Origin of the sequence: Streptomyces sp. NPDC021749 (genome assembly GCF_040640655.1) — a bacterium.
In the GTDB taxonomy this organism is placed as follows: domain Bacteria; phylum Actinomycetota; class Actinomycetes; order Streptomycetales; family Streptomycetaceae; genus Streptomyces.
Genome location: NZ_JBFACE010000017.1, coordinates 155464 through 162533 on the forward strand (window position 1 = coordinate 155464; position 7070 = coordinate 162533).

The 7070-nt window shown below is 69.1% G+C and carries 4 protein-coding genes and 2 pseudogenes; 2 read left to right on the forward strand and 4 right to left on the reverse strand.

Annotated elements, in window-relative coordinates:
• Positions 1-310: 310 nt before the first annotated feature.
• The gene (locus tag AB0G35_RS19320) at positions 311-1615 is read left to right on the forward strand and encodes a glycosyltransferase 87 family protein (RefSeq protein ID WP_360950416.1); all 1305 of its coding nucleotides are present in this window, start codon (positions 311-313) and stop codon (positions 1613-1615) included.
• Positions 1616-1877: 262 nt separating this feature from the next.
• Here the strand turns inward: AB0G35_RS19320 and AB0G35_RS19325 are convergent, their stop codons facing one another.
• Entirely contained in the window at positions 1878-3527 is a 1650-nt protein-coding gene (locus tag AB0G35_RS19325; protein ID WP_360950365.1) for a DNA repair helicase XPB, read from the reverse strand.
• A 108-nt stretch (positions 3528-3635) separates the two neighbouring features.
• On the opposite strand from AB0G35_RS19325, the gene AB0G35_RS19330 reads away from it, so the two are divergent.
• Complete coding sequence (locus AB0G35_RS19330) at positions 3636-5195, forward strand: recombinase family protein (protein ID WP_360950368.1); 1560 nt, start codon at positions 3636-3638, stop codon at positions 5193-5195.
• A gap of 76 nt (positions 5196-5271) precedes the next feature.
• Here the strand turns inward: AB0G35_RS19330 and AB0G35_RS19335 are convergent, their stop codons facing one another.
• The 3 genes and pseudogenes from AB0G35_RS19335 to AB0G35_RS19345 form a co-directional block, all read right to left on the reverse strand.
• Entirely contained in the window at positions 5272-5781 is a 510-nt protein-coding gene (locus tag AB0G35_RS19335) for a hypothetical protein (protein ID WP_360950371.1), read from the reverse strand.
• Positions 5778-6695: pseudogene (locus AB0G35_RS19340) on the reverse strand (replication initiator); the annotation flags it as partial. The pseudogene AB0G35_RS19340 and the gene AB0G35_RS19335, both read right to left, overlap by 4 nt.
• Positions 6696-6869: 174 nt before the next feature.
• Positions 6870-7070 (reverse strand): annotated as a pseudogene (locus tag AB0G35_RS19345) (IS5/IS1182 family transposase); the annotation flags it as partial.

Below are 7070 nucleotides of genomic sequence, written 5' to 3' on the forward strand. Positions count from 1 at the left end.
CCGGAGTGCGCGCTCAGGGCGACGAGGCGCGCGCTCAGGGCGACGAGGCGAGGCGATGAGGAGGGGACGACGGGTGTCTTCCGCCGACGGTACGCGGACGGAGAACGAAGAGACCGACACGAAGGGGGAGGGGTGGGGGAGGGGGAGGGGCCCCCGAACCAGAAGCGACGAAACCCCGCCCCCCGCCCCCGACACCACGCCCAATCCCGCCGCCGACACCACGCCCAAACCCACCCCCAGCGCCACGCCCACCCCCAGCGCTACGCCGTCTTCCGCCCGCGCCCGCCGCAATCTCCTCTACGCCGCCGCCCTGCTGCTCGTCTCGTTCGTCGGGTTGTGGCTGCTCTATCAGGTGCAGCCGCTGCCGATGTCCGACATAGAGGTGTATCGGGCCGAGGGGGAGGCCGCTGCGAGTGGCGGTGATCTGTACGGCTTCACGGTCACCAAGTGGGACCTACCGGCCACCTACCCGCCCTTCGCCGCGCTTCTCTTCATCCCGACGACCTGGGTCTCCCTCGGCACCCTCAAGGTGCTCTGCGTGCTCGTCAATGCCGGGCTGCTCGCCCTGCTGATCCATCTCTCCTGCCAGGCTGCCGGACCGGCCGAGGTCGAAGGGGCGTCCCCGGTTGCCGGAGCGGCCGAGGGCGACGGACCGGGCCCGGCCGCCGCCCCCCGTCGGGCTGCGCACACCGTGCCGGCCGTGATGGTCGCCACTGCGCTGGGGCTCTGGCTCGAACCGGTCTTCCAGACGTTTGTCTTCGGCCAGGTCAATCTCGCCCTGGCCTGCCTCGTCCTATGGGACCTCGCCCGTCCGGACGGCGCCCGCGGCAAGGGGTTCGCCACCGGTATCGCGGCGGGCATCAAGCTCACCCCCGCGATCTTCGCCGTCTACCTCCTCATCACCGGCCGGGTGAAGGCCGCCTGCACCGCCCTCACCGGGTTCCTGGTCTCGGTGCTGCTGGGGTGGCTGGTGCTGCCGGACGCCAGCGTCGAGTTCTGGACCCGGCGGATGTTCGAGACCGACCGGGTGGGCAAGGTCTGGATCATCGACAATCAGTCCCTCCAGGGCCTGATCAGTCGCGTGCTGCACAACCCCGCACCGGGGCTGCTGTGGGCGGTGCCGGCACTGCTGACCGCGGCCGCCGGACTCTACGCGGCGCGCCGGGTCTATCTCCGCCGAGGCCTCGACACCTGGGGCGTGCTGTGTACGGCCGTGACGGCGCTGCTGGTTTCGCCGATCAGCTGGTCGCACCACTGGGTCTGGTGCGTACCGCTGCTGATCGGGCTAGCCGCCCGTGTCCGGCGCCGCCCCTGGCGGCGCGCCCTGCTGGCGGCCGTAGTCCTCACCTTCACGGCCCGCACGATGTGGATCGTGCCGCACCGTGGGGACCTCGATCTGCACTTCTCCTGGTGGCAGCAGCCGCTCGCCGCGCCGTATCCGCTGCTCGGGCTGGCGCTGCTGGCGGCCCTGATCTGGTGGACCCGGCGTACTGTGAGCGCACCGGGACGGCCGGGTGAGTCGGGAGAGCCCGGGCAGTCGGGAGTGCCCGTGCCCCGCCGTATTCCGTCCCCGCGCCCTGACCAGGACCTGACCGCCCGGACCCGCCCCGCGTGAGCCCGGGCGGGCCGAACCACGGAACAACAACGGTCCCGAATCACGTGCCGGATCACGTCCCCATCCAAGTCCCCAACCGCGTCCCCAACCACGTCCCCAACCAAGTCCACAACCACGTGCCGAACCCCTCCGGGGGCCTGCACGATGACGTCGAAGCCGAAGCCGAAGCCGAAGCCGAAGCCGAAGCCGAAGCCGAAGCCGAAGCCGGGTTCGGAGTCGCGTGTGGGGTTCGGGTCGGTCGTCTAGTAGTCGGCTCGGTCGTCTACGCGTCCTCGTCCGCCGCCAGCAGTTCGTCCGCGTCCACGATCCGGTACGCGTAGCCCTGCTCGGCCAGGAAGCGCTGGCGGTGGGCGGCGAAGTCCTGGTCGATGGTGTCGCGGGCGACGACGGAGTAGAAGCGCGCCTCGTGGCCGTCGGCCTTCGGGCGGAGCACCCGGCCGAGCCGCTGCGCCTCCTCCTGGCGGGAGCCGAAGGTGCCGGACACCTGGATCGCCACCGTTGCCTCGGGCAGGTCGATGGAGAAGTTCGCGACCTTCGAGACGACCAGTACCGAGATCTCGCCCTCCCGGAACGCGTCGAAGAGCTTCTCCCGCTGTGCGTTGGTGGTCTCGCCCTTGATCACCGGGGCGTTCAGGTGCTCGCCCAGCTCGTCCAGCTGGTCGATGTACTGCCCGATGACCAGGGTCTGGTCGCCCTGATGGCGGCGTACCAGCGCCTCGGTCACGTGCTGCTTGCTGGCCGTGGTGGCGCAGAAGCGGTACTTCTCCTCGGTCTCGGCGGTGGCGTACGCCAGCCGTTCCGACTCGGTGAGATTGACCCGTACCTCGACGCAGTCGGCCGGGGCGATGTACCCCTGCGCCTCGATCTCCTTCCAGGGAGCGTCGAACCGCTTCGGGCCGATCAGGGAGAAGACGTCCGACTCCCGGCCGTCCTCGCGGACCAGCGTCGCGGTCAGCCCCAGCCGGCGGCGGGCCTGCAGATCGGCGGTGAACTTGAAGACCGGCGCGGGCAGCAGATGCACCTCGTCGTAGACGATCAGGCCCCAGTCCCGGGAGTCGAACAGCTCCAGGTGCGGGTAGACGCCCTTCCGCTTGGTCGTCAGTACCTGGTACGTGGCGATGGTGACCGGCCGGATCTCCTTCCTCGTCCCGCTGTACTCGCCGATCTCGTCCTCGGTCAGCGAGGTGCGGCGGACCAGTTCGTGCTTCCACTGCCGCGCCGAGACCGTATTGGTGACGAGGATGAGCGTGGTGGCCTTGGCGCGTGCCATGGCACCCGCCCCGACCAGCGTCTTGCCCGCGCCGCACGGCAGGACGACGACGCCCGAGCCGCCGTGCCAGAAGCCTTCGACGGCCTGCTGCTGGTACGGGCGCAGCGCCCAGCCGTCCTCGCGCAGGTCGATGGGGTGCGCCTCACCGTCGACGTAGCCCGCGAGGTCCTCGGCGGGCCAGCCCAGCTTGAGCAGCGTCTGCTTGATCTGGCCGCGCTCGGAGGGGTGGACGACCACGCTGTCCGGGTCCAGCCGGGCGCCGACCAGCGGCTGCACCTTCTTGGAGCGGAGGATCTCCTCCAGCACCGGGCGGTCGGTGGTGGTCAGTACCAGCCCGTGCGTGGGGTGCTTGATCAGCGTGAGCCGGCCGTAACGGGCCATCGTCTCGGCGACGTCGACGAGCAGCGCGTGCGGCACCGGGTACCGCGAGTACTGCACCAGCGCGTCCACGACCTGCTCGGCGTCGTGCCCGGCGGCCCGTGCGTTCCAGAGCCCCAGCGGCGTCACCCGGTACGTGTGGATGTGCTCCGGCGCCCGCTCCAGTTCGGCGAAGGGCGCGATGGCCCGCCGGCAGGCGTCCGCCAGCTCGTGGTCCACCTCCAGCAGCAGCGTCTTGTCGCTCTGGACGATTAGGCAGGACACGCATACCTCCGGAGATAAGGTCGTCTCATGACAGAACCAACGCCTGTCACAGCACGGGCTATGCCCCGTGCCCGACGCCGGAAGGGCGTCCCGGCCAGCGCGCCGGGGATGCGCGCCGCTATCTATGTTCGCCTATCGCGCGAAACCGACGAGACGACTTCGCCGGAACGCCAGCGCGCGGCCTGTGAAGCGCTGTGCGAGGCACGCGGCTGGGAGGTCGTGGCTGCCGAGGAGGACATCGACGTCTCGGGCTTCTCACGCGGGCTCGACCGGCCGGGACTGCAACGCATCCTGACCAGGCTCGCCGAACTGGACGTGATCGTTTTCTTCAAGATCGACCGGCTTGCGCGCTCGACGGTCGACTTCGCGGAGATCATGCGACTTGCCGAGCACCAGAGCGTTGCGCTCGCGTCGGCGACAGAACCGCTCGACCTCACGTCGTCCATGGGCCGGGCCATGGCGAAGGTGATCGCGGTCTTCGCCGAGCTGGAGTCCGACACCATTGGCATGCGGGTGTCCAGCGCGCACGAGCACCTGCGCCGCGAGGGGCGCTACACCGGCGGTCGGGTCCCGTACGGGTACATGGTCGTCCCCAACCCCAACGGGGCGGGCAAGGTCCTTGCGGTCAACGAGGACGAGGCCAAGACGATCAAGCGGATCGTGGAGCGGGTCCTGTCCAAGGACTCGCTCATGCAGATCATCAACGACCTCAACAAGGAGGGCATCCCGTCTCCGGGACACACCTCACGCCAGACCACGGGCAAGCGCAGCGACTCCAAGCAGTGGTACACGACGACGCTGCGCAGCCTCCTGGGCAATCCCCAGTTGCTCGGCCAGGTCATCGAGGACGGAAAGCCGATCCTGCGGACGGACGGCCTGCCGCTGGTCAATCGGCCGCCGATCCTCGACACGGACACCTGGCAAGCGCTCCAGGACGAGTTGCAGCGCCGGGCCAACCCCGGGGAGAAGCGCCGGGAGGCTACGTCGCTGCTGCGCGGCATCATGCACTGCGGAGTCTGCGGTGAGCGCATGTACACCTTCAGCGGGCGCAACGGTCAGCTTCGGTACCGGTGCATCGGCCCGCTGAAGTACCGCCAGCGGGCGGCCAAGGGGGAGGAGAAGCAGGGCGTGAAGTGCTACGGGCCGACCGTGGCCGGGGTGACCACCGAGGAGCACGTCACCGAGCAGTTCCTCGCGAAGTACGGGCACCTTTCCGTGATGCGGATGGTCCAGGAGGTGGGCGAGGACTTCCGCCCGCAGATCAGGCAGGCCGAGGAAGCGTTGGCCGACTTGCAGAAGGATCGCTACGACCGGGGCTTGTTCAGGGGCGACGACGGAGCGATCCGGTACGCGGAGCAGTACGCCAAGCTGGAAGAGCGCTTGGCGACCCTGAAGGAGAGGCAGCGAACGGCGAAGCCGGGCGGCGTGAAGGCCGAGCCGACCGGCGAGACGCACGCCGAGCAGTGGAAGCGCTCGGACGTGGCCGGCAAGCGAGATCTGCTGTTGAACGCGGGCGGCTACGTGGAGGTGGCACCCGCGCGGCGTGGCGGCAAGAAGCTGGACACGTCGCGTCTGTCGGTGTACTTCGGTGAGGAGGGGCACATGCGGCGGGCGGCAGCGGCGAAGGAGAGCGAAAGGGAGACCGAGGCGGCTGACAGCCAGGGCTGACGCCGAAGTCACCCGACACACGCAGCGGCGCCCCCACCTCGTCCGTCAGGTGGGGGCGTCGCTGTCTGCGTTCAGGTCAGGCGGCGTGCTGGTCGGGGTTGTGCCAAGGGCCGATGACCTTGATAGAAGGGCGGCAATACGACAGCGCCGCACCGTCGCGGGTTGTGAACTCGACTGTTTCTGCGACGAGTTCGCAGAGGGCGTCCCCGTCCGTCTCGGACAGTGCCTTCCTGAGCGTGGGGACGGACTCTGCCAGGTCCCAAGAGGGGGAACTGAGGCGGAAGCCGCCAAGGGCGTGTGCGTCGGCGAGGCGGAACGAGAGTCGAGTACTGGGCTGGGGTTCAAAGCGGGGTGCGGCTGTCAGCAGGCCGGCCTTGATGGATTCGGGGCCGGAGATGACGACCCGCATGGAGGTTGATCGGGGCAGCACCTCGAAGTGGTCGGCTTCGTGGCTGTCGTGGGACGGCGATTGCCTGCCGAAGAGCTGCCCGATGACCGTGGCGACTTCCGCAGTCCCAGTGGAGACACGCCAGGAGCCTTGGCCGCAGTGGAAGCGGCCGACGAACGTCGTCTTGCGGTTGATCATGAGAAATCCCCCTCCCGCTTGAGGCGTTGCGTATGGGCTATGTCGTGGCGGACCTGGGCAGCGAGGAACTCCTCACCGGGGCGGTAGCCGCTGCTGAGGTAGGTCCAGGAGGAGGCGGTGACGAGTGTGGTCGCGTCGGTGGCGGGGAGGCCGGCGCGGGCGCGGGCGGCGTCGGCCTGGGCGAGACGCCAGGCGCGGCGTACGTCGCGGAGTGCGCCGAGGGTCGTGGAGTAGGCGCGGGACTTGGTGGAGAAGTGGCCGCGGAAGCCGAGCATGTGGGCCCACTTCCAGAGCTTGAGGTGGGCGAGCTCCGGCAGGTGGCCGAGGTCCCAGGCAGTGCGGATCATCTGCCGTACGTGCTGCTGTACGGGCAGGGCCTTGATGGGTTCGGCCTGTCCGGTGCCGTCGCAGTCGACGCACACGTCGTGGAAGCCGTCAGGGCCGCGTACGTAGCCGCGTCCGGCACAGGGGCGGCACATCAGGGTGCGGTCCACGGTGCCGGTGCCTTCGGCGTTCTTGGTGGCGTACTTGGCGACGTATCCGGCGACCTTGGCGTCTGTGTACTCGGCAACGCGGGCGTCTGTGAGTTCGCCGTCGCCCAGGGCGGTGATGGGGTCGACCTTGTACCGGCCGCCCCAGGCGATGACGCGTTCGCCGATGGCGTCAGACTCGATGGTGAGCCGAGCGCTCTTCACGGCCAGGCCCACGGCGGCGCTCAGGGCGTCGAAGGTGGCCCAGGCCGGGGGCGGGCTGGTGTGTCCGTCGGGGCCGTCGAAGCGGATCACGGCGTGGAAGTGGACCAGGCCGCGCTTTTGGTACTCGGCGACCTTGGCGAAGGAGACGCGCAGGGCCTGGTTCAGGGCCTTCTGTGTCATGCCGAAGTGCTTGGCCAGGGCCCGGCGCAGGTAGGTGGTACCGGCAACTCATGGCGACGTTGCCCGTGACCTCTTCGACATGACGTATGACGGCCAGGCGCCGCTTGGCCTCACGATCGAGCGGGGGTGTCTTCGACATGTGGATCTCCGTAGTGATCAGAGACCCAGGTGTCAACGATGATCGGCAGTTTTAGGGCGCGTATCGAGTCGTGATCACCGGGTGCTCCGGATGAGGTCTGTAACCCAGATCATCGAGGCGCGCAGGTGGAGGCCGGCGAGGAAGCTCTCTGGGGTCTTGTCGTAGCGAGTCGCTATGCCCCGCCATGCCTTCATCCTGTTGATCGCGCGTTCGACGGTGTTCCGTTCCTTGTAGGGCTCGGTGTCGTGGCTGACGGGCCTGCCGCCCCCGCTGCC